Below are 22,673 nucleotides of genomic sequence, written 5' to 3'. Positions count from 1 at the left end.
CGGATGCCGTCCGTCGGCAGGACGGCCCGGCAGGGGCGCTCGGTCAGCCTAAGAGAGCGGAGAGGCGGAAGGGCAACGGGGGCGGGATAGTCATATCTGACGCTTAAGACCGTGCGCGACGATGCCATCTTCCGCTGAACCGAAGGAGTGGATCGATGAGCGCCACCACCGTGAACGACGAATCGGTGCGCACAAAGCGCCCATCCTCTGTGCACGAGCGCCGGGCAGCGACCCAGCCGCAGGGCACGAGGCCCGGGCGCGAGAGGGCGCGGACCTGGCAGGCAACGGTGCCGCTGTGGACGGGACGGGTTCTGCAGCTGGTCGCCTGCACACTGCTCCTCGTCGCCATCCCCCACGTGATCCTGCCGGACGGCGTCTATTGGGCGGCGTCCTACTTCGCGTTCTTCGGCCTGACACCGCAGCCGTTCCTGTTCGACGCCGTCCTGTTCTTCCTCATCGGATCGGCGGCGAAGCGCCGCAAGCGCTGGGCATTGGTGTTCTTCGTCGTGTTCGAGCTGCCGACGGTTACCCTTCCGATCTGGGATCTGCTGGTTGGCTCCGCAGCGGGAACCCTGTCGACCGCAGCCGAGGATGTCGTTGTGAGCGACACTGTCGCGGCGGCCATCGCCGCCGCGTTCACCGTGCTGCTGCTGCTCACGCGCAAGGAGTTCTCGGCCCGGCTCGAACCGGCATCCTACGCGCGCTCCGCCGCGATGTTCGGCGGCGGGGTCGTGATCGCCGTCATCACCGGCGGGGTGCTCTCGCAGGCCTTTCCCGGCAGGCTCACCTCGAAGAGTGATGGCTGGTGGAGTGCGGCGAACGCCGCGATAGGGCTCGAGCCAGGTGTATGGCTCCTCGATGACACAACCTCACGGCTTGATCCCGGGGTCGAGGTGCTGATCTCGTCGATCTCGGCCGCGGCGCTGTTGATCGCCGTCATTCTGCTGCTGAGGACGGCGCGGGAGCAGCGCCTCCTCAGCGCGACGGACGAGCTCCAGCTCCGCCGGGTGCTGGCCGAGAGCCGGACAGAGGACTCGCTGGCCTACTTCGCGACCAGACGCGACAAGTCGGTGGTCTTCTCGCCCGATCGGGGTGCAGCGGTCTCGTACCGGCTGTTCGGCGGCGTGGCGCTGGCGAGCGGTGATCCGCTGGGACGGGAGCAGGCCTGGGCGAACGCTGTGGAGGCATGGCTCGGCGTCGTGAGGTCCTATGGATGGATCCCCGCCGTGCTCGCCTCGACGGAGCGCGGCGCCGCGCTCTACTCGCGTCACGGAATGCGCGGAACCGTGCTCGGAGAAGAGGCGATCGTTCACACCGATCGAGCCTCGGCACGCGCGCTGCTGCACGCACCGCACCTCGCGGCGGCGAGGCGGCGCGTGCGGCGAGCCGGATACACGGTGCGGCTGCGCCGGCAGTCCGATTGCACCGCCGACGAGCTGCGTGCCATCGTCGAGCTCGCCGAGGGGTGGAGAACGGATGCAGAGGAACGCGGGTTCTCCATGACGCTGTCGCGGGTCGCGGATCCGAGCGACTGCTCTTCGGTGATCGCCACGGCGCACGACAGGCAAGGGGCGACCAAGGCGATCCTGGTCTTCGTGCCGTGGAACCGCGACGGTCTCTCTCTCGATGTTATGAGACGGCATCCGGACGCGGTCAACGGCACAACGGAGTTCGTCGTGACCTCCCTTGTGTCAGAGGCCGCATCCTGGGGCATCGTGCGGATCTCGCTCAACTTCGCGGTCTTCCGCGACGTGCTCGTGCGGGGAGCTCGGATGGGCGCGGGACCCGTCCTCCGGATGAAACGATCCGTTCTCCTTCTGATGTCAAAAAGATGGCAGCTGGACTCGCTGCGACGGGCGAACGAGAAATACGAACCGGTGTGGCGGCCTCGACTGTTCCTGTGGGACCGCGGCGTCTCGTTCGGACGGGTCGCGCTGGCCGCGGCCGGGGCCGAAGGGTTTCTCAGCGTCCTGTTCCGCGGGAGGCACCGGTCGGCGCCGAGGCGACCGGACTCGTTCCCATCGCTCGTCGCGGCGGTCGAGGCCGTCGAGCCGGAACAGCCGGTCCATCGGGTCCGGTCGGCGACGCGCGTGCGGCAGGAGCGTGCCGAGCGGCTCCGCGACGAGGGTGTCGAGCTCTACCCTGCCTCGGTGCCGCGCACACACAGCATCGAGGAGACCGTCCAAGCGTGGCGCGCCGCAACGGATCCAGCGCCAGAGGGTGACTTCGCCGTCGCGGGGAGGATCGTCGCACGACGCAGACACGGCGGGGTGGCCTTCCTGGACCTCGTCGAGGATCACAGGCGTATCCAGCTCATCGCCACCGAGGACGGCACAGACGGGTTCCGGCGATTCGTCCATCTGGATCGAGGAGACATCGTCGCCGTGACCGGCCGAGCGGAACGGAGCAGAACGGGTGAGCCGAGCATCGCCGTGCGCACGTGGCAGCTCGCGGCGAAATCCCTCCGCGAGCCGCCCGGCACGCACACCGGGCTGCGCGATGCCGAGACGCGCGTGCGCCACAGGCACATCGACCTCGCGACGGACCCGTATGCCGCAGAACTGGTGCGAGCCCGGTCCCGTGCGGTGCGCGCACTGAGGGACGGGCTTCTGGACTCCGGCTACCTCGAGGTGGAGACGCCGATCCTGCAGAACACGCACGGTGGCGCGAACGCTCGGCCGTTCCGCACCCACATCAATGCGTACGACCGGGAGCTCAGCCTCCGCATCGCCCCGGAGCTCGCACTGAAGAAGCTCATCGTCGCCGGCTTCCCCCGGGTGTTCGAGATCGGCCGGAACTTCCGCAACGAGGGTGTCGACTCCACACACAATCCGGAGTTCACGGCCATGGAGGCCTACCGCGCGTTCGCCGACTACACGGACATGCGCAGGCTGGCCGAAGAGCTCATCACCCGGATGGCCATCGCCACCACGGGCTCATCCGCCCTGGTCTCACCGGATGGAGAGCGCGTGGACCTGACAGAGCCGTGGCGGGTCGTCACCGTCTGCGAAGCGGTGTCCGATGCGATCGGCGTCCCGGTCTCGCCGACGCTCGACCCCGACGTCCTGCGAGAGATCGCTCGGGCCTACCGGGTCGCCACGAGCCCGTCGGACGCGGCGGGAGTCATCGTCGAGAAGCTGTACGAGCAGATGGTGGAGCCGAAGACAACGGCGCCGACGTTCTACACGGACTTCCCGATCGAGACATCGCCTCTGGCGCGGCAGCACCGCTGCACACCCGGTCTTGCAGAGAGGTGGGATCTCGTCGCCTTCGGGATGGAACTCGGAACGGCATACACCGAACTGAGCGATCCCATGGATCAGCGTCGCCGGCTCACGGCGCAATCCCTCAAGGCCTCACTGGGGGACCCCGAGGCGATGGACGTGGACGAGAGGTTCCTGGAGGCCCTGGAGTACGGGATGCCACCGACCGGCGGCCTCGGCCTCGGCGTCGACCGGATCGTGATGCTCCTCACCGGCGCGACGATCAGGCAGACCCTCGCCTTCCCTTTTGTGAGATGAAGGCGATCCCCGTCGAGCAGCGGGAAGAGCACACCCAGAGGCTGATCTCTCGCCGCCAGTTCCGGCAGATACGATCCGGGGCGGGTCCCCTCGCCGCTGATCGGCATCCGCTGACCCGGCGTCTCGACAGGTACGGATCGAGCGCTTATCCCACACTCATGAACACTGCCTAGCGTGAACGATCATGAGCATCATCGATTCCCGCGCCCCCTCGGGGGCGACGGACACGGCTCGCCGGTTCCGGGCGGTGGCACCAGTCGCGATCGGCGCAGGTGCGACGATCGTCACAGCTATCGGTTCATGGCAGCCGTCGATGTGGGGAGACGAGGCGGCCAGTGTCATGTCTGCCCAGCGACCGTGGTCATCCCTGCTGGAGATGGCCGGGAACATCGACGCGGTCCACGTCGTCTACTACGCCTTCCTCCACCTCTGGATCGATGTGTTCGGCGCCTCTGCATTCTCGGTGCGGTTGCCCAGCGCGATCGCGATCGGATTGACCGTCGCGGGCGTCTTCGTGCTCGCCAACCGTCTGGCGGACACTCGGCTCGCCCTGCTGGCGAGCATCTTCTGCGTACTGCTGCCCCGTGTGAGCTTTATGGGGGCGGAGGCTCGTTCCTCGGCCATTGCAGCGGCGATGGCGACATGGCTCACCGTCCTGCTTCTCGAGATGGTGCGGCGGCCGGCCTCGAAGGGCCTCGTCGCGCTGTACGCCGCCGGGGTCGCCCTCAGCGCCCACATCTTCCTGTACACGATCCTCGTCCTGGCCGTGCACGCCGCCGTGCTGGTCGCGCTCAGGGCCCGCCGGACCATCTGGCTCCGCTGGGCGAGCGCGGGCGCGATCGCTTCCGCGCTCTGCCTTCCCTTCTTCGTGATCTGCGTCGGGCAGAGAGGGCAGATCGGGTTCCTCGCTCACCGCGACGCGACGAGTCCGGGCAAGATCCTGGTGGAGCAATGGTTCGGCGATCTCGCGTTCGCCGTCGTCGCCTGGATCCTCATCGGAATCGCATGCATCGCCTGGTGGCGCTCAAGGTCGCGCACCTCCGAGGTGCGCGATTCACGCCCTGCCGACGACCCCGGTACGGCCGGACGCCGCGACGGTTATCGGCTGGTGCTCCTGCTCTCGGCATCCTGGCTGATCGTTCCGTTGGCCCTCCTCCTCACCACCAACCTGATCGCGGGCCCCCTGTACTCGCCCCGGTACGTCTCGTTCAGCGCACCGGCCGCCGCGATCCTCATGGCCGTGGCCGTCGAGTACGTGCACCGGTGGTGGGCGCGGGGCGCGGCGGTCCTCGTGGTCCTCGCTCTGGCCCTGCCGATCAGCGTCGCGCAACGCGGGCCGACAGCGAAGTTCGGCAGCGACTGGGCGCAGGTGTCCACGTTCATCGGTGAGCACAGCAAGCCCGGCGACGGCATCGTCTTCGACGAGGACGTCAGGTCGTCGCGCAAACCTCGCCTCGCGCTGCACCTGTATCCAGAGGGATTCACCGACGTTGTGGATCTCGGACTGCGACGCCCGTACTGGCAGACCTCCCACCTCTGGGACGAGGTCGATCCGCTCGACCGCCGCCCGGAAGTCCTCGCCGGGCGGGAGCGTGTGTGGGTGATCTCACGTTCACGGGACGGGACGGACGGGGACGAGGAGTCGCTCGAGCGTGCCGGCTTCCGGCTCGACAGCAGCACACGCATCGTGACCAACGTGGTTCACCTCTACACAAAGGAAACCGAATGAAACCCCTGGTCATCGTCCCCACGTACAACGAGGCGACGAACATCCGGCACACGCTCGACGAGATCAGCATCTGGCTCCCCCAGGCGGACATCATGGTTGTGGACGACGGATCGCCGGACGGGACGGGCGAGATGGTCTCCGAGCATGCCGCAGAGAATACCCGGGTGAGCCTCCTGCGGCGTGAGCGCAAGACCGGGCTCGGGTCCGCCTATCGGGCGGGGTTCGCAGCCGCGCTCGAGCGCGGCTACGACGTCGTCATCGAGATGGATGCCGACGGCTCCCACCCCGCCGAGTCGCTTCCGACGCTCGTCGCCGCGCTCGACCGAGCTGATCTCGTGCTCGGCAGCCGCTGGGTTCCGGGCGGCAGCACAAGCGGCTGGGGAATCAATCGGGTTGTTCTCTCGCGGGGAGCGAGCTGGTATGCGCGGGCGATGCTGAGATCTTCCGTGCGCGACATGACATCGGGCTTCCGCGCGTTTCGCGCCGACACCCTCCGTATGATCGATGTGGGAACGACGACGACCAACGGATACTGCTTCCAGATCGAGACGCTTCATCGCGCCGAGCGCATGGGGCTCACCGTCTCGGAGATCCCTATCGTCTTCTCAGAGCGAGCATCCGGTCACTCGAAGATGAGCAGGCAGATCATCGTCGAAGCAGCCGTTCAGGTGTGGCGGTGGCGACGTTCTCGTCGTCGCGACGCCGGCACCGAGCGCGGTCGCGAGCGCACGGCAAGCGCAGCCGGATGAGCGTCATCCAGCTGCGTGCGAGCGCCTGGTCATCCGCACCGTCCGCGGTTCGTCGTCGCCACCGGCATCCGCCCCGCCCGACCCGGCACCCCGGGTGATCCGGCCGCCTGTGGGCCTGGCGATCTCGATGTCGATCCACTCGTCGACGATGCCGTCGAGCATGCCGCGCCCCCACTCCACGATCACAACGCTTCCGGCGAAGTCGATGTCCAGATCGTCGAGCTCCAGCGCATCGTTCAGGCGGTACGCATCCACGTGCACAAGCGGCGGCCCGTCGACGAGGCTCGGATGCGTGCGAGCGAGCACGAAGGTCGGGCTCGTCACCGGCCCTCGCACACCGAGACCCTCGCCGATTCCCCTCGTGAGGGTCGTCTTGCCCGCTCCGAGCGGCCCGGTGAGCACAACGAGGTCACCTGCTCTCAGCCCTCGCCCGAATCCGACACCGAGCTCGTGCATCTCGTCGGGTGTCGAGACAACGTGATCAGAGGGAACAGGCAGCACGATTCCAGCCTATGCGCCGTTCACCGGACGATCACCCGGCAGGTAACGACGTTCGACCCTCTGACCGATCCGGGTCACGATGTCGTAGTTGATGGTGCCGGCGGCCGTGGCCCATTCGTCTGCGCTCGGCACACCCCGTGCCGGGTCACCGAACACCACGACCTCGTCGCCCACCCTCACCTCGGCGTCTCCCACGTCGACGACGAACTGGTCCATGGCGATGCGGCCGGCCACCGGATGCCGCCGGCCTGCTATCGCGACGGCTCCGGTGTTCGAGGCCTGCCTCGGAACGCCGTCCGCGTATCCGAGCGGCACGAGCGCGAGAGTCGTTGGCTTCTCGGTTCTCCAGGTGTAACCGTAAGACACAGCGGTTCCCGCCTGGACCCGCCTGACGGCTGCCACGGGGGCACGGAGTGTCATCGCCGGCGTCAGCCCGAGATCTGCCGAGCTCTTGCCCTCGACAGGACTCAGGCCGTACATTCCGATCCCGATGCGCACGAGGTTGAGCCTGGATTCGGGCACGGTGAAGGCCGCGCAGGTCGCCGCCGCATGCAGAAGCTCAGGGGACAGTCCGGCAGAGCGTGCCTGCGCGACCCCTCCCTCGAACATCCGCACCGCCTCGCGGTCGTCATCGACAGAGGCGTTCGAGAGATGGGTGAACAGGCCGGTGACCCGCACCCGGCCGTCGATCTCGAGCTCTCGCGCTCGTGAGAACAGGCCAGACCATTCAGCGGGGGACGCGCCGTTGCGGCTCAGGCCGGTCTCCAGCTTGATCTGCACGGCGGCCGGCCGGCCACTCGACGCGGCCGCCACCTGCTCGAGCTGCCGCGCCGACGACAGGCCGATGGTGATTCCCGCTGTTATCCCGGCGCTGAAATCCGCGTCGGGCTCGTGCAGCCACGCCAGCACGTCAGCACGGATCCCCCCGTTCCTGAGGGCTATGCCCTCAGCGATGTCCGCGACACCGAGCCAGTTCGCTCCTCCGGCGAGAGCCGCGTTCGCCACCTCGAGCGCTCCGTGGCCGTAGCCGTCGGCTTTCACCACGGCCATAACGTTCTCGGTGCCGCACACCTCTGCGATACACCGGATGTTCCCGGTGACGGCCCCGAGGTCGACGAGCGCCTGTCTGAACCCCGTCATACCGCATCCGCCCGCTCAGCGATGACAAAGGCCATGGCCGCGCCCGCGTCGTGGCTCATCGAGAGGTGCAGGCTGGTGATTCCGCGCGCTGCGACCACCGATGCCGTTGAGCCGTTGAGGCTGAAGCCCGGATCTCCTTCAGCTGTGTTCGTCACAACGATGTCGAGCCAGCGGACGCCGTCACTCGAACCGAGCGCTTTGATGAGGGCTTCTTTCGCCGCGAATCGCCCCGCGAGAGAACGCAGGGGCAGCTGCCGCTCGCTCTCGGCGAAGAGTCGCTCACGCAGCTTCGGCGTGCGGTCGACAGCACGTTCGAAACGGGCCAGGTCGACGAGGTCAACGCCGATTCCGACGATCATGGCAGCGGCTATTCAACGGTGACGGACTTGGCGAGGTTCCGGGGCTGGTCGACGTCGAGTCCCTTCGCCTGCGACAGCTCCATCGCGAAGATCTGCATGGGGATGATCGCGAGCAACGGCTCGAAGAGCGGGCCGGCCAGCGGTATGCGGATCACGACATCCGTGAAGGGGAGCACAGCGGCATCGCCTTCTTCTGCGACAGCGATGACCTTCGCACCCCGCGCGCGGATCTCCTGGATGTTCGAGACGACCTTCGAGTGGATGAGCGGCGAGCCGATCGGGCTCGGCACCACAACGAACACGGGCTGCCCCGGCTCGATCAGGGCGATCGGGCCGTGCTTGAGCTCCCCGGCGGCGAAGCCCTCTGCGTGGATGTACGCGAGCTCCTTGAGCTTGAGCGCACCCTCGAGCGCGATGGGGAACCCCACGTGCCTGCCGAGGAAGAGCACCGCTCGTGAGTCGCTCATCCACTGGGCGAGCTGGGTGACGGTCTCGGTCTGCTCCAGCACTGTCGAGATCTTCCGGGGAATCTGCTGCAGCTCTGCCGCGGCGTCTGCGAGGATGTCGGCGGGGCTCGCGGTTCGAACGCGGGCGATGTGCAGGGCGAGCAGGTACAGCGCGGTGATCTGCGCGGTGAACGCCTTGGTCGAGGCGACGGCGACCTCTGGACCGGCGTGTGTGTAGACGACGGCGTCTGAGTCTCGCGGGATCGTCGCGCCCTGCGTGTTGCAGATCGAGAGTGTCTTGGCACCGGCCTCTCTGGCGTATTTGACAGCCATCAACGTGTCCATGGTCTCACCGGACTGGCTGATCGACACCACAAGAGTCTCCGGTGTGATCACCGGGTCACGGTAACGGAACTCGTGGCTCAGCTCGATGTCCGTCGGTATCCTCGCCCACTTCTCGAACGCGTACTTGCTCACAGAGCCGGCGTACGACGCCGTGCCGCACGCGACGACGACAATGCGATTGATCCCGAGGAACAGCTCATCGAGCCCGTCGAGCTCCGGGATGACAACAGCGCCATCGTCTGTGATGCGCCCGAGCAGCGTGTTGCCGACGGCTTCGGGCTCCTCTGAGATCTCTTTGGCCATGAAACTGGGCCAGCCGCCCTTGTCTGCGGCCGAAGCATCCCACTTGACCTCGAACGCCTCGACGTCGACGGTGTTGCCGTCGAAGTCGGTCACCTCGACGGAGTCGCCGGTGATGGCGACGATCTGATCCTGGCCGATGGCGAGTGCGTTCCTCGTGTGCTCCACGAACGCGGCCACGTCCGAGCCCAAGAAGTTCTCACCGTCGCCCAGGCCGATGACCAGCGGTGAGTTCCGCCTCGCACCGACGACGACGCCAGGCTCGTCGCGGTGCACGGCGAGCAGGGTGAAGGCTCCGTCGAGTCGTGAGACGACGCGGCGGAACGCTTCACGCAGATCGTGTGTCTGGGCATACTCGCGGCCGAGAAGAACCGCTGCCGCCTCTGTGTCGGTCTCGCTCGTGAACGTGAAACCCTGCTCGACGAGCTCTGCCTTCAGCACAGAGAAGTTCTCGATGATGCCGTTGTGGATCACGGCGAGCCTGCCGTCGTCTCCGAGGTGCGGGTGCGCGTTCTCGTCGGTCGGGCCGCCGTGCGTCGCCCATCTGGTGTGACCGATGCCCGTGTGGCTGCTGGCCATCGGGGTCGCTTCGATGTCTGCGCTCAGCACCGCCAGTTTGCCTGCACGCTTTCGGGTGCTGATCTCACCGTCCTCTGCGATCACGGCGACGCCTGCGGAGTCATAACCTCGATACTCCAACCGGCTCAACCCGCCGAGAAGCACTCCCATGCTGTCGTTCTTTCCGACATAACCCACGATTCCGCACATAGGCCTCAGAATACAGTGACGATTCTGGCAATAGACTCAGGTGCTATGCCTGACCTCGCCGGCTCGATCACCAACACCCAGACAACCCCCTTCGTCGAAATCGACCGGCACGACTGGGCACGCCTCGCGCCCAGCACCCAATCACCTCTGACTGACGCCGAGATCGTGCAGTTGCGCGGCCTGGGCGATCGCCTCGACATGGGAGAAGTCGCAGAGGTCTACCTGCCGCTCAGCCGCCTGCTGAGCCTGTATGCCGCCGGCGCGCGCCACACACACAGAGACGTGAACCAGTTTCTCGGCGCGGGGACCGACAGAACGCCGTTTGTGATCGGCGTCGCCGGCTCCGTTGCCGTGGGCAAGTCGACGGTGGCGAGAATACTCCGCGAGCTCCTATCGCGCTGGCCTGACACCCCCCGCGTCGATCTCGTCACCACGGACGGTTTTCTCTACCCGAACGCCGAGCTTGAACGGCGCGGGATCATGGACCGCAAGGGGTTCCCCGAGTCATATGACCGTCGCGCGCTGCTGCGCTTCGTGACGGAGGTCAAGAGCGGCGCGGCCGAGGTTCGCGCGCCGTTCTACTCTCATTTGAAGTACGACATCGTCGCGGATGCCCAGGTGGTCGTACGGCGCCCCGACGTGCTGATCCTCGAAGGGCTGAACGTCCTGCAGCCTCCGACGCAGACCCATCGCCTCACGGTGAGCGACCTCTTCGATTTCAGCGTCTACGTCGACGCACGGACGAACGACATCGCCGCCTGGTACGAAGAGCGTTTTATGGCGCTGCAGCGAGGCGCATTCACCAACCCGAACTCGTTCTTCAACGTCTTCGCCGACCTCAGCGAAGACGAGGCGCGCGAACGAGCGGCCTACTACTGGAAGACAGTGAACGAGCCGAACCTGATCGAGAACATCAGACCGACACGCGCACGGGCGAAGCTGGTGCTGCGCAAGGCGGCGGACCACACGGTGAGTTCCGTGCTGCTGCGCAAGATCTGAGCTGCCGAGGGCCGCACGAATCGAGGCAATAGGCACGAGGCGAGGATGCGATCGGCAGATTCGTCCTCTTCCCGCGACTGTTTCCTCACGCCGCAGTCAGACGGCGAGGCGCGAGCGAACGATGTCTGCGAGAGCGTGTGCGATCCGGTCAGCTGTCGACTGGTCCGCCGCTTCGACCATCACGCGCACAAGGGGTTCCGTGCCGCTCGGCCGCAGCAGCACACGGCCGGTCTCGCCGAGTTCGGCCTCTGCGTCTGCCACGGCCTGTGCGAGCACCTCGTCGCTGTTCATCATGGTGCGGTCGACGCCGGTCACGTTCACGAGAATCTGCGGATACACCGTCATCACCGTGGCGAGCTCGGCGAGCGACTTGCCCGTTCGGGCCATCTCGCTGATCAGGTGCAGACCCGTGAGAATACCGTCGCCGGTCGTGGCGAACTCGCTCATGATGACGTGGCCCGACTGCTCTCCGCCCAGGGCGAACCCGCCTTTGTCCATCGCCTCGAGCACGTACCGGTCACCGACCTTGGTCTGCACCATCGTGATCCCGTGCTCTTCCATCGCGATGCGCAGCCCGAGATTGCTCATCACTGTGGCGACGAGCGTGTCTTTGACCAGCACACCGCGTTCCTTCATCGACACGGCCAGGATCGCCATGATCTGGTCGCCGTCGACGACGCGTCCGTCCGCATCGACCGCGAGACACCGGTCGGCGTCGCCGTCGTGGGCGATCCCGATGTCCGCCTTGTGCGCGAGCACGGCCTCTGCGAGTTTGTCGATGTGCGTCGAACCCACGCCGTCGTTGATGTTCGTGCCGTTCGGATCGTTGCCGACGACGGTGACCGTGGCGCCGGCGTTGCTGAACGTCTCCGGCGAGACACCAGACGCCGCTCCGTGAGCGCAGTCGAGAACCACGTGGATGCCGTCGAGCCGGTGCGGCAGGCTGGCGAGCAGGTGAACGACGTAACGATCCTCGGCATCCGCGAAACGACGGATGCGCCCGACGTCGCCACCCGTCGGCATAAGGATCTCTTTGTCGAGGTACGCCTCGATGCGCGCTTCGACGATGTCTGGAAGCTTTGTGCCTCCGCGGGCGAAGATCTTGATGCCGTTGTCTGGGGCCGGGTTGTGCGACGCAGAGATCATCACACCGAAGTCGGCGTCGATGTCTGCGATCAGGAACGCGGCAGCGGGTGTCGGAATCACTCCGGCGTCGAGAACGTCGACACCGCTCGAGGCAAGACCGGCGGCGACGGCGGCGGCGAGGAAGTCACCGGAGATCCGCGGGTCGCGTGCGAGAACGGCTGTCGGCCGCCTGCCCGCTGCACGACGAGCCTCAGCGCTGCGGCCTCGCCCCAGCACCACCGCGGTGGCTTGGGCGAGGCCGAGAGCAAGGTCGGCGGTCAGGTCTTTGTTCGCAAGACCGCGAACGCCATCGGTACCGAAAAGCTGTGGCATGCGCCGCAGTCCAGGCGAAACGACTAGCGCTTCGAGAACTGAGGAGCCTTGCGGGCCTTCTTGAGACCGGCCTTCTTGCGCTCTTTGACACGCGGGTCGCGTGAGAGGAAGCCGGCCTTCTTGAGCGACGCGCGGTTGTTCTCTTCGTCGATCTGGTTGAGCGAGCGAGCGATGCCGAGGCGCAGGGCACCGGCCTGGCCGGACGGGCCGCCACCCGAGATACGCGCGATGACGTCGTAGCTGCCCGAGAGCTCGAGAACCGTGAACGGGTCGTTGATGAGCTGCTGGTGCAGCTTGTTCGGAAAGTACTCGGCGAGCGTACGGCCGTTGACCGTGATCGTGCCGGAGCCCGGGATCAGGCGTACGCGGGCGATGGCCTGCTTGCGGCGCCCGACGGCTGCGCCGGGAACGCTGACGACCCTGACCGCTTTCGGCGCTGCCTCAGGGGTGCTCTCTGTCGAGAAGCTCTCTGGAGTCTCGATGGAATCTGAAATCTTAGCCACTGTGGGAATCCTTCGTTCTAGCCGGCGCGCTTACTGGGCGACCTGGTTGAGGGTGTACGTCTTCGGCTGCTGTGCAGCGTGGGGGTGCTCGCTTCCGGTGTACACCTTGAGCTTGCGCAGCTGAGCGCGGCCGACCGAGGTCTTGGGGAGCATTCCGCGCACGGCCTTCTCGACCATACGAACCGGGTTGTTCGCAAGCAGTTCACCGTAGGTGACCGACTTGAGGCCACCCGGGTACCCCGAGTGGCGGTATGCCTTCTTCTGGTCGGCCTTCTGGCCGGTCAACACGACCTTGTCTGCGTTGATGATGATAACGAAGTCACCGGTGTCCATGTGGTTGACGAATGTGGGTTTGTGCTTGCCTCTCAGCAGGGTTGCCGCGTGGCTGGCCAAGCGGCCGAGCACAACGTCTGCGGCGTCGATGACGACCCAGTCGCGCTGGATCTCACTGGCCTTCGGTGTATACGTGCGCGTCACAGTAGTACTGCTTTCTCGTAAGTTGGGTGTTCGTGAATCCCACTCCGTTGGGAGTTCTGAACAGAACGCCGCAGGTGGAGGGCTCAACTTCGTGTGTCTCGCCATGGGGGCATAGACACCAAAGAGAAAGCTTACGCCAGCAACCTGCCGCGGTCAATTCGTCGCAGTCCTGCTCTCGCAGTCCTGCTCTCGCTGTCACTGCTCTCTGTCGCTGCTCTCTGTCGCTGCTGCCCGGCCCGGCTGGTCACTCGTCGTCGTCGGTGCCCGGGAGCGTTCGCTTCGCGCGTGTGAGCTCGGCACGTGCGGCGAGCAGGTCGTCCTCCGGATACCCCACCTGCGTGAGGGTGAGTCCCCGTGCCGGCATCACCGGAAAGGCGCTCGTGCGCCTCTGGGCGTCGCGGAGTCGCACCACATCGCTCACGTCGAGCTTGCCCTGCCCCACCGCCGCACAGGCGCCGACCAGAGCACGAACCATGCTGTGGCAGAAGGCGTCAGCCTTCACCTCGGCGATCACCACCCCCTCATCGTCGCGCCACCACCGGTAGTCGAGAAGGGTCCTGATGGTCGTGGCTCCCTCGCGCGGCCGGCAATAGGCGGCGAAGTCGTGCAGGCCGACCAGCGTCTCGGCCGCCTTGTCCATCGCCTCCACGTCGAGGTGATGCGGGTACCACACGGTGCTCGCCCTCTCGAGCGGGTTCCTCGTCGAACCGAGGTCGGCAAGCCGATACCGATACCGCCGCCAGATCGCCGAGAACCTGGCGTCGAATCCGGCCGGCGCCTCACTCGCGTCTGTGGCGACCACGTCAGGATACTGGCCGAGCACACCGTTGATGCGGCGCACGAGCCCCTGTGCCGGCGACGGCACGCCCTGGCCGCCGGAGCGGCGGCGTTCGACGACCGCGACCTGGGCGGGGTTCAGATCCAGGTGGGCGACCTGTCCGATCGCGTGCACACCGGCATCCGTTCGCCCGGCCACAGCGAGGGTCACGCCGTCATCGTGCCGCCCGAGCACCGTCGCGATAGCCTCTTCGAGAACCCCCTGAACGGTGCGAAGACCCGGCTGACGTGACCAGCCGCTGAATCCGGTCCCGTCGTAAGCTATGTCGAGACGGAAACGCCGCGCATCCTGTTCTTGTCCGTGCACCGAAGTAGTTTAGCCATCACCGGATGCCGGCCACGCCCATCCCACCGCCTATCCTTGATCGATTGCCATGACAAAGCCACTCACGTCGCCTGCTGTCGAGCCGGCGCCGAGCACAAGCGGTGGCGGCTCACTGCCTGCCGCTCGGCGCTTCTCGGGACTCGACGGTCTTCGCGCCATCGCCGTCGCGCTGGTCATCGTCTACCACCTGTTCCCCGGCACCCTGCCGGGCGGGTTCCTCGGCGTCGATGTCTTCTTCGTGATCAGCGGGTTCCTCATCACCGGGCTGCTCGTGCGCGACGCGGATCGAGAGGGACGAGTCTCACTTCGGCGTTTCTGGCAGCGCAGGGCCAGAAGGCTCCTGCCCGCACTCGTTGTGCTGGTGATCGTCTGCACAACCGCTGCACTGCTCATCGGCAAAGATCTGCTCGTCGGCATCGGCCTTCAGGTGCTCGGGGCGGCCACCTTCAGTTACAACTGGTTGCAGGTGGCCGCAGGCAGCAGCTACTTCGACTCTGACACCCCTGAACTGTTCCGCAACCTCTGGTCGTTGGCGGTCGAGGAGCAGTTCTACATCGTCTGGCCGTTCCTCCTGATCGCCGTGCTCGCGGTCAGGCGCCGCTGGATGCGGCCGGTCATCCTCGTGCTCGCTGCGGTCGCATCCGCCCTGTGGATGAACCACCTCGCCGTCGTCGGCGCGTCTCCCACGCGCCTCTACTACGGAACAGACACGCACGCCTTCGGGCTGCTGCTCGGCGCCGCCCTCGCCTTCGCCGTCTCCATGCGGCGCACCCCGGCAGACACAGCGGGAAACCGCATCGCCCCCTGGGCGGCGAGCGCCGTCGGCGCCCTCGCCCTGATCGGTGTCATCGCCGGCTCGTGGCTGCTGCACGACGACGAGGCGCTGACGTTCAACGGCGGCCTCGCCCTCGTCACCCTGCTCACGGCCATCGTGATCTGGGCATCGGTCCGCCCCGGTTCTGCCCTCGGCTCCGCGCTCGACAACCCGCCGATGCGATACATCGGCGAGCGCTCATACGGGCTGTACCTGTGGCACTGGCCTGTTCTTGTGCTCGTCACCGCACTGATGCCGACCCAGGGCATCCCGACGGCGACCGACGTCGTGGTCACCGGCATCATCGCGGCGATCGTGACGGTCATCATGGCCCTGCTGTCGTACCGCTACGTCGAGCAACCGGTCAGGCGAACGGGCTTCCGCGGAACGTTTCAGGCATGGCGCTCCCACCTCGTCTCGAGGCGATGGCGGTCGGCGACGACGGCAGCGGCCACCGTCATCGCCCTCGGACTCGCGTCTGCCACCGTTATGGCCGTTGTGGTCGCTCCGTCGCAGTCGAGCGCCCAGGATGCCGTGCAGCGCGGCAGCGAAGCCATCTCGGCCAAGACACCGGCTCCAGCCAGACAGTCGCCCACGCCCGCAGAGACCTCGTCGGCGACGCCCTCCCCCGTGCCGACGATGCCGAGCGGAGACCAGATCACAGCTGTCGGAGACTCGGTGATGCTCGCCGCCGCACCCGAGCTTCAGGCGCTGTTTCCCGGTATCCAGATCGACGCGACGGTGTCGCGTTCCATGTATGCGGCACCAAGCGTGCTGCGTGCCCTCGCCGACGCGGGACAGCTGCGCCAGACGGTGCTGATCGGCCTGGGAACCAACGGACCGGTGCAGCAATCGTCGATCGACGAGATCTTCCAGGTCACCGGACCAGATCGCGCTGTGGTCTTCATCAACGCATACGCTCCGCGTGACTGGATCGACGGCGCGAACCAGGCCCTCGTCGACGCCGTCCCCGCTCACAAGAACGCTGTCATCGCAGACTGGCACAACGCCGTCTCCCCATACGCGGGAGAGCTGCTGGCCGGCGACAAGATCCATCCGGGTCCGCGAGGCGGCAGGCTCTATGCCGAGACGATCAACGACGCACTGCAGGAGCTCATCCGATCGCAGCGTTCGTCGCGTTAGAGCCGGGCGTCCGCTGCGTCGCTCGCGTCAGTATTCAGCGACGAGGGCCACCTCGCGGTGCCCCGGAACGAATCCCATTCGTTCATAGAGGGTGTTCGCACCCGTCGGGCTCGCCGAATCGACGTCGAGGATGGAGACGGCGAGGCCCGCCTCACGATGGGATGTCAGTGCCGTGGCGAGCACCGCGGGAGCGATCCGCATCCCGCGCCACGACCGCACGACCCCGACGAGGGCGATGTACGCGGATCTCTGCCCTCTGGCCTGCCAATCGTCTTCGTTGACGGTTGTCAGGGCGAAGCCGACAACCGTCTCTTCTCCGCCCCTCCCCGTCACCGCCAGCCACGAGAGGTCGCTCCTGAAGTGTTCTCCCCCGGCAAAGTTGTTCCAGCGCTCGACGTTCGTCGACTGACTGCCCCAGTGATCGCGAAACGAGTCGTTCCTCGCGAGTCGCGCGGCTTCCGAGAGCCCGGGCGAGAACGGGACGATACGAACATCGCCTCGCGGCTCGATCTCGGGCACCGGCTCAGCGAGGTCTCGTTCCATCTGGGTGAAATACCTGGCGACGGACATCCCCTGCTGTTCGGCGAGCGAGATGGCTGCCGTGTTGTGCTCTTCGACCGAAAGGATCGACCAGCCCGGCAGGGTCTTGTCCGAACCGGCCAGCTGCTGCTCAGACCGTTCACGCTCCCACGACATCAATTGCCGCCCGATTCCGCGGCCACGTACATCCGGATGCACACCACCCAGCAGAGAGGACTGAACCCTCGTCTCCTGTCCGGGTTCCAAAGAGACAAGGCCGTACGCGAGCACTCGATCATCCGCACCGAGCGCGAGCATCGAATCGACGGCCAGGTCGACGTGTGAGCTCGAGAGCTCGTCGAGGATCTCTTGCCTGGCTGTGACGTGCTCCGGGTGGTCAGCACGGTCCATCGCGAGACGAGCGGGCATCAGCGCGTCGACGTCGTCGAGCGAGATCGCCCTCCAGACCGCGACCTCAGGATGCGAGGGTGGCTCGATGACGGCGGGAGCCGGCACACGGCTACTGAGCGGGTCACGATCATTCACCCGACCAGCATACGACGAGGCCCCCGCACCGTCTGGTGCGAGGGCCTCGTATCGTGCCTGTGAACGGCTACTTGTCGTCAGCGGCCTCGGCGTCGGCCGGGGCCTCTTCTGTCGCCGCGGCATCAGCGTTCTCAGCGTCAGCGTTCTCGACGTCAGCGTTCTCGACGTCAGCGGTTTCAACGGCTTCAGCGTCGGCCGGCTCTGCGGCAACCGCGGGCTCGGCGGCCGGTGTCGCAGACGCCGTGCGCTTGGTCGATGCGACCTTGGGGGTCACCGGCTCGAGCACCAGCTCGATCTGCGCCATCGGCGCGTTGTCGCCCTTGCGGTAACCGAGCTTCGTGATGCGGGTGTAACCGCCCTCTCGCTCTGCGACCAGCGGTGCGATCTCGGTGAAGAGCTCGTGCACAACGCTCTTGTCTCCGATCATGCGCATCACACGACGGCGCGAGTGCAGGTCGCCGCGCTTCGCGAACGTGATGAGACGCTCGGCGACCGGGCGCAGGCGCTTGGCCTTGGTCTCGGTCGTCTTGATGCTCTTGTGAGTGAACAGGGCGGCGGCCAGGTTTCCGAGCATCAGGCGCTCGTGTGCTGGTCCGCCTCCGAGGCGGGGGCCCTTGGTTGGCTTAGGCATTCTTGTGGTTCTCCAGTGTCAAAAGTGAAAGGCTGCTTAGGCCTGGGTGGTCTCGTCGTCGTAACCCGAGTAGAAGTGTGCTCCGTCGAACCCGGGCACGGAGTCCTTCAACGAAAGACCCATCTCGACGAGCTTGTCGCGAACCTCGTCAACCGACTTCTGGCCGAAGTTGCGGATGTTCATCAGCTGGGTCTCGCTCAGAGCGACCAGTTCAGACACCGTGTTGATGCCCTCACGCTTGAGGCAGTTGTACGAGCGCACCGAGAGGTCGAGGTCTTCGATCGGGATCGAGAGCTCGCCCGGCAGCACGGCGTCGACCGGCGCGGGGCCGATCTCGATGCCCTCTGCCGCGTTGTTCAGCTCGCGGGCGAGGCCGAACAGCTCGACGAGGGTCTTTCCCGCAGAGGCGATGGCATCGCGGGGGGTGATCGCCGCCTTGGTCTCGACGTCGACGACCAGACGGTCGAAGTCCGTGCGCTCTCCCGCGCGAGTCGCCTCGACGCGGTAGGTGACCTTGAGCACCGGCGAGTAGATGGAGTCGATGGGAACCTGACCGGCCTCAGAGAACTCGTTGCGGTTCTGCGTTGCAGAGACATAGCCGCGCCCGCGTTCGATGGTGAGCTCGAGTTCGAACTTCGCCTTCTCGTTGAGCGTCGCGATGACGAGCTCCGGGTTGTGCACCTCGACACCGGCGGGAGCCGAGATGTCTGCGGCGGTGACCTGTCCTGCTCCGGTCTTGCGCAGGTAGGCGGTGATGGGCTCGTCGTGCTCGCTCGACACCACGAGGCCCTTGATGTTCAAGATGATCTCGGTGACGTCTTCTTTCACACCCGGGATGGTGCTGAACTCGTGCAGCACGCCGTCGATGCGAATGCTCGTGACCGCCGCGCCGGGGATCGATGAGAGCAGCGTGCGACGGAGCGAGTTGCCGAGGGTGTACCCGAAGCCAGGCTCCAGAGGCTCAATCACGAACTTGCTGCGGAACTCTGAGACGTTCTCTTCGGTGAGCGTTGGGCGCTGTGCAATAAGCACTATTGATTCCTTTCGGCTAAGTGTCCGCTATATGACACTTGCGTTGGCGAGGTATTGAGTTGTGTGGACGTGCTGTGGATGCCGTTGGTCGAGCGGGGAGCGGGAGGCTGACGTCGAGGCCGGGTCGGTGTGAGAGCAGACTCTGTTGCGTTGTTCCCTCACGCCGACGTTCTCCGTTCGGACGGAGGTGTCTCGACGCGCTCGCAGAGCTCGCTTGCTCGACCCGTCGCCGGGTCTGACGACCCGGCGGCTCCGCCGTCGGGCGTCAGACCCGGCGACGCTTCGGCGGGCGGCAACCGTTGTGGGCCTGCGGCGTCACATCGTTGATCGAACCCACCTCGAGGCCGGCGGCCTGGAGCGAACGAATCGCCGTCTCGCGGCCTGAGCCCGGTCCCTTGACGAACACGTCCACCTTCTTCATGCCGTGCTCCTGCGCCTGGCGTGCTGCGGACTCCGCAGCCATCTGCGCGGCGTACGGGGTCGACTTGCGCGAGCCCTTGAAGCCGACGCCTCCCGATGAGGCCCAGCTGATCACGGCACCGGTGGTGTCGGTGATCGACACGATCGTGTTGTTGAAGGTCGACTTGATGTGGGCCTGGCCCACAGCGATGTTCTTTTTGTCTTTGCGGCGAGGCTTACGCGCTGCTGCCTTTGGTGCTGCCATTGAAATCTCCTAAATCTGCGAGGTGCTCGCGGCTACGCCTAGCGAGCCTTCTTCTTGCCGGCTACGGTGCGCTTCGGACCCTTACGCGTACGAGCGTTGGTCTTGGTGCGCTGACCCCGGACGGGCAGGCCGCGGCGGTGCCGGATGCCCTCGTAAGATCCGATTTCAACCTTGCGGCGGATGTCTGCTGCAACCTCGCGGCGCAGGTCACCCTCGACCTTGTAGTTGCCCTCGATGTAGTCACGAAGGGCGATCAGCTGGTCGTCGCTGAGATCCTTCACGCGGATGTCTCCGCTGATGTCGGTGTCGGCGAGGGTCTTGAGCGCCCTCGTGCGGCCGACGCCGTAGATGTACGTCAGTGCGACTTCCACGCGCTTGTCGCGAGGAATGTCTACGCCTGCAAGACGTGCCATAGTGGCTTCTCCTAGGAGTGAATGGAGGTGTGGAGCAGTTTCGGTGCCAGGGCCTCCACCCCTGGGTGTCCGTCTGTATCGGTGGCCGAGCCTGTCGAGACCCGAGACCCAGACTTCTGAGACTGCCGTTTCTGTTGTATTCAGTTGTGTGTGTCTTCAGTTGTGTTCCAGAACGCCTGGCGCTCCGGAACGACTAGCCCTGGCGCTGCTTGTGACGGGGGTTCGATGAGCAGATGATCATCACTCGTCCGTTGCGGCGGATGACCTTGCAGTGTTCGCAGATCCTCTTGACGCTGGGATTGACCTTCATGTGTGTTCCTTTGTTCGCTGTCTTCGTGCCGCCGCGTCCTGTTCCCGTGGGGAGCATCCGCTCGCGGCCGTTACTTACAGCGCGTCCTACTTGTAGCGGTAGACGATACGGCCACGGGTGAGGTCATACGGGCTCAACTCCACGATCACGCGGTCCTCGGGGAGGATACGGATGTAGTGCTGACGCATCTTGCCGCTGATGGTGGCAAGCACCTTGTGACCGTTGCTCAACTCAACGCGAAACATCGCGTTGGGCAGCGCTTCAACCACTGTGCCCTCGATCTCAATGACACCGTCTTTTTTGGCCATAGCCTCACTGTCGCAATAAGTAGAACGTGCTGGTCGTGCGTTGGATGATGATGCCCTCTGACACGTATGAACGCGGCAGGCGGCACGCCAGAAGGCGTGCATAAAGCACCAACAGACAATCTTATGCCATGCTGGCCGAAAAGCCAACTACGCCGGGCGCCGGCTGTCAGCCGACCGTCATCTCGGTCGCTGCCGCGCGAACGGCTGCCCTCGCATTCTCTGCCCCATCCGTCTCGAGCGCGCGACGCGCGAGCTCACGTGCATCCTCCATCGTGTAACGCAGAAGCGACGCACGCACGTCTGGCAGGGCGGGCACCGACATCGACAGGCTCGTCGCCCCCAGACCGGCGAGCACAACGGCGAGAAGCGGATCCGCGGCGGCCTCACCGCAGATCCCGACCGGTTTTCCGGTCGCCGACCCTGCGGCGCCCACCTCGCCGATGAGACGGAGAACGGCCGGATGCCATGGGTCCTGCAGCGAGGCGAGTGACGCGAGCATCCTGTCCGCCGCGAGTGTGTACTGCGTGAGGTCATTGGTTCCGATGGATGCGAAGTCGCAGGCGTCGAGCACACGGTCGGCCAGCAGCGCGGCCGACGGGATCTCGATCATCACTCCGGCGGTCTGAATTCCCAGCTCTCTGGCCAGCTCCACGAAGTAACGCGTTTCGTCGACAGTGGCCACCATCGGGGCCATGACCTGCAACTCCGCCGACGTCGCCTGCCCGGCCTGCGCGAGCGCCGTGAGCTGATCGCGAAGTATCCCCTCGCTCGCCCTGAGCGCCCTCAGTCCCCTGCGTCCGAGGGCGGGATTCTCTTCATCCGCGTCACTGAGGAACGGCAGCGGCTTGTCAGCCCCGGCGTCGAGCACACGCACAACGACCTTCTTTCCGGGGAATGCGTCGAGAAGCCGCACGTAGTGCTCTCGCTGTTGCTCGATCGTGGGCGCTTCATCACCCGCGTCTAGGAACAGGAACTCCGTGCGAAAAAGACCCACACCCTCGGCACCGGCGTCTGCAGCCGCCTGAGCAGACGCAGACGATCCCAGATTCGCGAGAAGCGGGATCGCAGTGCCGTCGGCGAGCGCCCCCGGCGTTGCCGGCGCAGCCGCCGCACTCTGGCGGTCGGAGGCGCGTCTGGTGGCCTCCTCGACCTGGGCGGCCGACGGATCCGCGATCACGGCGCCCGCAGCCGCGTCGACGACGACGAGCGCCCCCTCGGCGAGAGTCATCGCATCCGCCACCCCCACAACGGCGACGATCGCATTCTCACGGGCGAGTATCGCCGTGTGCGAGGTCGGACCGCCCTCCCTCGTCACGAGAGCGCGTACGTGATCGAGGTCGAGTGTCGCGGTGTCGGCCGGAGCGAGGTCGCCCGCCACGAGCACAAACGGCTCCTCTGAGCGCGGAACACCCGGGGCTGGCACGCCCATCAGCTCGGCCACCGCGCGCTGGGACACGTCGTCGAGGTCGGTCGCCCGTTCGGCCAGGTAGCCGCCCATCGCCGCAAGCTGCTCACGAAACGTGGCAAAGGCGTCGTGCACGGCGCGCTCTGCGGTTCTGCCCGACTGCAGACGCTGTGAGACGAGCTCGGCGAGCATCGGGTCCTGTGCCATCATCGCCTGGGCCTCGAGCACGTCGGCTGCGGTGCCACCCGCCGCGGCCCCCCTCTCGGTGAGGTCGGCGGCGACCTTCGAGAGAGCGGAGCGGGCGCGCTCGGACTCGTCGTCACTCGTGCGGCTGCTCGGCACGTCCGGCGGTTCCGGGAGCGGATCCGGCATCCGGAGCACCCGGCCGACGGCAACACCGTTGCCGATCCCCGTACCGTGCAATTCCATCT

At 66.1% G+C, this 22,673-nt stretch carries 21 protein-coding genes; 5 read left to right on the top strand and 16 right to left on the bottom strand.

The genetic code is table 11. The features are described 5' to 3' along the window. Window positions 1-155: 155 nt before the first annotated feature. From lysX to ACYVF5_RS13640, 3 genes are all read left to right on the top strand, one after another. Window positions 156-3,521 (top strand): bifunctional lysylphosphatidylglycerol synthetase/lysine--tRNA ligase LysX, encoded by a 3,366-nt coding sequence (gene lysX, locus ACYVF5_RS13650; protein WP_460947315.1) that lies wholly within the window; start codon window positions 156-158, stop codon window positions 3,519-3,521. A 184-nt stretch (window positions 3,522-3,705) separates the two neighbouring features. Then, the gene (locus tag ACYVF5_RS13645; protein ID WP_460947313.1) at window positions 3,706-5,250 is read left to right on the top strand and encodes a glycosyltransferase family 39 protein; all 1,545 of its coding nucleotides are present in this window, start codon (window positions 3,706-3,708) and stop codon (window positions 5,248-5,250) included. Then, window positions 5,247-5,999, top strand: a complete 753-nt coding sequence (locus ACYVF5_RS13640) for a polyprenol monophosphomannose synthase (RefSeq protein ID WP_460947311.1) — start codon at window positions 5,247-5,249, stop codon at window positions 5,997-5,999. The genes ACYVF5_RS13645 and ACYVF5_RS13640 overlap by 4 nt, the downstream gene beginning before the upstream one ends. A gap of 3 nt (window positions 6,000-6,002) precedes the next feature. Here ACYVF5_RS13640 and tsaE read toward each other — a convergent pair whose 3' ends face one another. Genes tsaE through glmS form a run of 4 tightly spaced genes read right to left on the bottom strand, consistent with a single transcriptional unit; the run spans window position 6,003 to window position 9,858 of the window. Then, window positions 6,003-6,455 carry a tRNA (adenosine(37)-N6)-threonylcarbamoyltransferase complex ATPase subunit type 1 TsaE gene (gene tsaE, locus ACYVF5_RS13635; RefSeq protein ID WP_460947351.1) on the bottom strand — a complete coding sequence of 151 codons (453 nt, stop codon included), beginning with the start codon at window positions 6,453-6,455 and terminating at the stop codon, window positions 6,003-6,005. Window positions 6,456-6,509: 54 nt separating this feature from the next. Continuing rightward, on the bottom strand, window positions 6,510-7,640 hold the full coding sequence (gene alr, locus ACYVF5_RS13630; protein WP_460947309.1) for an alanine racemase: 1,131 nt from the start codon (window positions 7,638-7,640) through the stop codon (window positions 6,510-6,512). Further along, window positions 7,637-7,999 (bottom strand): holo-ACP synthase, encoded by a 363-nt coding sequence (locus tag ACYVF5_RS13625; protein WP_460947308.1) that lies wholly within the window; start codon window positions 7,997-7,999, stop codon window positions 7,637-7,639. The genes alr and ACYVF5_RS13625 overlap by 4 nt, the downstream gene beginning before the upstream one ends. An 8-nt stretch (window positions 8,000-8,007) precedes the next feature. Further along, window positions 8,008-9,858, bottom strand: coding sequence for a glutamine--fructose-6-phosphate transaminase (isomerizing) (glmS, locus tag ACYVF5_RS13620; protein ID WP_460947306.1), 1,851 nt, complete (start codon window positions 9,856-9,858; stop codon window positions 8,008-8,010). A 45-nt stretch (window positions 9,859-9,903) separates the two neighbouring features. Between glmS and coaA the strand changes: the two genes are divergently transcribed. Then, window positions 9,904-10,857: a type I pantothenate kinase gene (gene coaA / locus ACYVF5_RS13615; RefSeq protein WP_460947304.1), complete on the top strand. Its 954-nt coding sequence runs from the start codon at window positions 9,904-9,906 to the stop codon at window positions 10,855-10,857. A 96-nt stretch (window positions 10,858-10,953) separates the two neighbouring features. Here coaA and glmM read toward each other — a convergent pair whose 3' ends face one another. From glmM to truA, 4 genes are all read right to left on the bottom strand, one after another. Further along, window positions 10,954-12,315 carry a phosphoglucosamine mutase gene (glmM, locus tag ACYVF5_RS13610; RefSeq protein ID WP_460947302.1) on the bottom strand — a complete coding sequence of 454 codons (1,362 nt, stop codon included), beginning with the start codon at window positions 12,313-12,315 and terminating at the stop codon, window positions 10,954-10,956. A 23-nt stretch (window positions 12,316-12,338) separates the two neighbouring features. Continuing rightward, window positions 12,339-12,818 carry a 30S ribosomal protein S9 gene (gene rpsI / locus ACYVF5_RS13605; RefSeq protein ID WP_460947300.1) on the bottom strand — a complete coding sequence of 160 codons (480 nt, stop codon included), beginning with the start codon at window positions 12,816-12,818 and terminating at the stop codon, window positions 12,339-12,341. Between the two features lie 30 nt (window positions 12,819-12,848). Then, window positions 12,849-13,295, bottom strand: coding sequence for a 50S ribosomal protein L13 (gene rplM, locus ACYVF5_RS13600; protein ID WP_460947298.1), 447 nt, complete (start codon window positions 13,293-13,295; stop codon window positions 12,849-12,851). A 244-nt stretch (window positions 13,296-13,539) separates the two neighbouring features. Continuing rightward, window positions 13,540-14,439 carry a tRNA pseudouridine(38-40) synthase TruA gene (truA, locus tag ACYVF5_RS13595; RefSeq protein ID WP_460947296.1) on the bottom strand — a complete coding sequence of 300 codons (900 nt, stop codon included), beginning with the start codon at window positions 14,437-14,439 and terminating at the stop codon, window positions 13,540-13,542. A gap of 67 nt (window positions 14,440-14,506) precedes the next feature. Here truA and ACYVF5_RS13590 point away from each other — a divergent pair, with 67 nt between their 5' ends. After that, a complete protein-coding gene (locus ACYVF5_RS13590; RefSeq protein ID WP_460947294.1) occupies window positions 14,507-16,414 on the top strand; it encodes an acyltransferase family protein in 1,908 nt (635 codons plus the stop codon). Window positions 16,415-16,441: 27 nt separating this feature from the next. On the opposite strand, the gene ACYVF5_RS13585 is transcribed toward ACYVF5_RS13590, so the two are convergent. From ACYVF5_RS13585 to ptsP, 8 genes are all read right to left on the bottom strand, one after another. After that, on the bottom strand, window positions 16,442-17,479 hold the full coding sequence (locus tag ACYVF5_RS13585; RefSeq protein WP_460947293.1) for a GNAT family N-acetyltransferase: 1,038 nt from the start codon (window positions 17,477-17,479) through the stop codon (window positions 16,442-16,444). 67 nt (window positions 17,480-17,546) lie between these two features. After that, complete coding sequence (gene rplQ, locus ACYVF5_RS13580) at window positions 17,547-18,110, bottom strand: 50S ribosomal protein L17 (RefSeq protein ID WP_460947291.1); 564 nt, start codon at window positions 18,108-18,110, stop codon at window positions 17,547-17,549. A gap of 36 nt (window positions 18,111-18,146) precedes the next feature. Further along, the gene (locus ACYVF5_RS13575; protein WP_460947289.1) at window positions 18,147-19,142 is read right to left on the bottom strand and encodes a DNA-directed RNA polymerase subunit alpha; all 996 of its coding nucleotides are present in this window, start codon (window positions 19,140-19,142) and stop codon (window positions 18,147-18,149) included. A 265-nt stretch (window positions 19,143-19,407) separates the two neighbouring features. Next, on the bottom strand, window positions 19,408-19,806 hold the full coding sequence (gene rpsK / locus ACYVF5_RS13570; protein WP_460947287.1) for a 30S ribosomal protein S11: 399 nt from the start codon (window positions 19,804-19,806) through the stop codon (window positions 19,408-19,410). Window positions 19,807-19,844: 38 nt separating this feature from the next. Next, on the bottom strand, window positions 19,845-20,219 hold the full coding sequence (gene rpsM / locus ACYVF5_RS13565) for a 30S ribosomal protein S13 (protein WP_460947285.1): 375 nt from the start codon (window positions 20,217-20,219) through the stop codon (window positions 19,845-19,847). 193 nt (window positions 20,220-20,412) lie between these two features. Next, window positions 20,413-20,529, bottom strand: a complete 117-nt coding sequence (rpmJ, locus tag ACYVF5_RS13560) for a 50S ribosomal protein L36 (protein WP_460947283.1) — start codon at window positions 20,527-20,529, stop codon at window positions 20,413-20,415. A gap of 86 nt (window positions 20,530-20,615) precedes the next feature. Continuing rightward, window positions 20,616-20,837 carry a translation initiation factor IF-1 gene (infA, locus tag ACYVF5_RS13555; RefSeq protein ID WP_460947281.1) on the bottom strand — a complete coding sequence of 74 codons (222 nt, stop codon included), beginning with the start codon at window positions 20,835-20,837 and terminating at the stop codon, window positions 20,616-20,618. A 166-nt stretch (window positions 20,838-21,003) separates the two neighbouring features. Beyond that, window positions 21,004-22,671 carry a phosphoenolpyruvate--protein phosphotransferase gene (ptsP, locus tag ACYVF5_RS13550; RefSeq protein ID WP_460947279.1) on the bottom strand — a complete coding sequence of 556 codons (1,668 nt, stop codon included), beginning with the start codon at window positions 22,669-22,671 and terminating at the stop codon, window positions 21,004-21,006. Window positions 22,672-22,673 lie beyond the last annotated feature (2 nt).

The organism is Okibacterium endophyticum, assembly GCF_054780075.1.
Note: the sequence above shows the minus strand (reverse complement) of the source record. Positions and strands in the feature narration are given on the sequence as shown.